This window comes from Rhodopseudomonas sp. (genome assembly GCF_048594845.1).
Classification (GTDB): Bacteria; Pseudomonadota; Alphaproteobacteria; order Rhizobiales; family Xanthobacteraceae; genus Rhodopseudomonas.
Window position 1 is genome coordinate 1 of the sequence record NZ_JBMDXE010000218.1, and the last position, 2348, is coordinate 2348.

3 protein-coding genes are annotated in these 2348 nt (G+C 66.0%); 2 read left to right on the forward strand and 1 reads right to left on the reverse strand.

Annotation, left to right across the window (positions count from 1 at the left end; genetic code table 11):
• Positions 1 to 49: 49 nt before the first annotated feature.
• Complete coding sequence (purC, locus tag ACOJTD_RS14275) at positions 50 to 817, reverse strand: phosphoribosylaminoimidazolesuccinocarboxamide synthase (protein WP_199851757.1); 768 nt, start codon at positions 815 to 817, stop codon at positions 50 to 52.
• A 302-nt stretch (positions 818 to 1119) separates the two neighbouring features.
• Between purC and ACOJTD_RS14280 the strand changes: the two genes are divergently transcribed.
• Together ACOJTD_RS14280 and ACOJTD_RS14285 are read left to right on the forward strand one after the other, a co-directional pair.
• A complete protein-coding gene (locus ACOJTD_RS14280) occupies positions 1120 to 1443 on the forward strand; it encodes a DUF1476 domain-containing protein (RefSeq protein WP_420133560.1) in 324 nt (107 codons plus the stop codon).
• A 199-nt stretch (positions 1444 to 1642) separates the two neighbouring features.
• Positions 1643 to 2314, forward strand: a complete 672-nt coding sequence (locus ACOJTD_RS14285; protein WP_420133561.1) for a hypothetical protein — start codon at positions 1643 to 1645, stop codon at positions 2312 to 2314.
• Positions 2315 to 2348 lie beyond the last annotated feature (34 nt).

Below are 2348 nucleotides of genomic sequence, written 5' to 3' on the forward strand. Positions count from 1 at the left end.
GGCTCGCCGCTGCGCGGCGCTCCGGAATGACGGCGCGCGTAAACGCGCCTCAGCCCTTCACCAGTACCGGGCCGGAGCCGACCGGGCGCTCGTTTTCCATCAGGATGCCGAGGCGCTTGGCGACTTCGGTGTAGGCCTCCAAGAGGCCGCCGAGATCGCGGCGGAAGCGGTCCTTGTCGAGCTTCTCGTTCGACTTGATGTCCCACAGCCGACAGCTGTCCGGCGAGATCTCGTCGGCGACGATGATGCGCATCATCTCGCTTTCGAACAGCCGGCCGCACTCCATCTTGAAGTCGACCAGACGGATGCCGATGCCCAGGAAGAGACCGGTGAGGAAATCATTGACGCGGATCGCCAGCGCCATGATGTCGTCGATCTCCTGCGGGGTCGCCCAGCCGAACGCGGTGATGTGCTCTTCCGAGACCATCGGGTCGTTGAGCTGGTCGTTCTTGTAGTAGAACTCGATGATCGAGCGCGGCAGCTGGGTGCCCTCCTCGATCCCGAGCCGCTGCGACAGCGAGCCGGCCGCGACATTGCGCACCACCACCTCGAGCGGCACGATCTCGACTTCGCGGATCAGCTGCTCGCGCATGTTGAGGCGGCGGATGAAATGGGTCGGCACCCCGATGTCGTTGAGGTGCTGAAACAGGTACTCCGAGATCCGGTTGTTGAGGACGCCCTTGCCCTCGATCACCTGATGCTTCTTGGCGTTGAACGCGGTGGCGTCGTCCTTGAAGTGCTGAATCAGGGTTCCGGGCTCCGGACCTTCATACAGCACCTTGGCCTTGCCTTCGTAAATGCGACGTCGCCGGCTCATGGGGATGTACCGTGTTTTGTTGAAATCCATGGATGGGTGGCTCCGTCTGAGGATGTGGACCCACGGCGGAGCTGCCGTGAAGGCCGGAACCGGAAACAGAACAAGAACCTAGCCTCGCCGCAACCTAGCTGATTGGCCGGTCGGGCACAATCGATCCGGCCGGTTGCAGCCGAGTTTTACCCGTCCGGCTGCGTCCTTGTTGGCAGTTGTCTTGTCGTTCCGCTCTGGATATCTAGGCATCGACCCCGCCCACCGCAAACCGGCCCGTTCCAGCGGCCGGCTCACAGATCGGAACCCAGACAATGAGCACGTTCGACAAGCGCGAGGAAGGATTCGAGAAGAAGTTCGCGCTCGACGAAGAACTGAAGTTCAAGGCGGAAGCCCGCCGCTCCAAGCTGCTCGGCCTCTGGGTCGCCGAGAAGCTCGGCCTGACCGGCGACGCCGCCGCGGCCTATGCCAAGGAAGTCGTGGTGGCCGACCTCGAGGAAGCCGGCGACGCCGACGTGGTCCGCAAGGTCACTGCCGACCTCAGCGCCAAGGGCGTCACCGTCAGCGAGCAGGAGATCCGCGTGAAGATGGGCGAGTTCCTCGCCCAGGCGGTAACCGAGATCAAGGCCGGCAAGTAAGGCGGCGGCCGCGGGGAGCCGCGGCGCACGATCTTGGACAGAATTTGCAAATGCCCGGGCCTGGTCCCGGGCATTTTTCGTTGGCGGGAGACCCAGCTGCCCCCCTGCCCGAGCCACGTCCAAGCGGAGCCGGCATTTGCACTCCGGCGCGTTCGGTTTATATTCCTAATTCAGGCTTGGATCTGGATGGAGGTGCCGAATGCTCGTCCCGCTGTTTCGTCCCCGCAGCCCCGCCTCCGATCCCGTGATCGACCGGCCGATCCTGGCCGCGCTCGACGGCGGCCCGCCACCGGTCCCGGGCGGCCGCCCGAAGGGCTGCAAGGCACTGCACACCAACGCCACCGTCGCCCATGTCCGCCGGCTGATCGAACAGACCGAGCTGACCTACAAGCAGATCGCGGCGCGAACCAACGTCAGCGCCGGCACCGTCGGGCGCTGGGCCCGCGAGTTCAACTGGCAGCGCCACCCGCTGGCGCCGCGCGCCAGTGACACCGTCCCGACCGAGCGCGCCGGCCGCCGGCTCAAGCTGCGCATGCTAGGCCACAAGCTGCACCAGCTCGCCGAACGCTGCGTCGACGAGCTGTGGCAGGCCCCGACGGTCGACCTCGACCGCCTGATCGAGGCGATGCAGGTGCTCAACATGGCCCGCCTCACCCTGAAGGGCCGCGGCCGCCCCAACAAACCCGGCCCCGCCCCGCGCACCGGCCAACAATGGCTCGACCGCGACGCCGCCCTGCGCAAGACGCTGCTCGAACTGCGCTACGGCGGCGTGAAGCTCGACCGCATCCCGGAAGAAGCGATGGCGCTGGTGGAGAATGCGCATGTGGAGCCGGTGCATGGGCCGGCGCGGGGGAGGAGACGGAGGGGGTAGGAAGTGGACGTTACGCGGCGCTCACCCGTTGCTA

Excerpts from the sequence above, each read along its gene's own strand:
- purC (WP_199851757.1), bottom strand. The coding sequence starts at position 817 with ATGAGCCGGCGACGTCGCATTTACGAAGGCAAGGCCAAGGTGCTGTAT.
- ACOJTD_RS14280 (WP_420133560.1), top strand. The coding sequence starts at position 1,120 with ATGAGCACGTTCGACAAGCGCGAGGAAGGATTCGAGAAGAAGTTCGCG.
- ACOJTD_RS14285 (WP_420133561.1), top strand. The coding sequence starts at position 1,643 with ATGCTCGTCCCGCTGTTTCGTCCCCGCAGCCCCGCCTCCGATCCCGTG.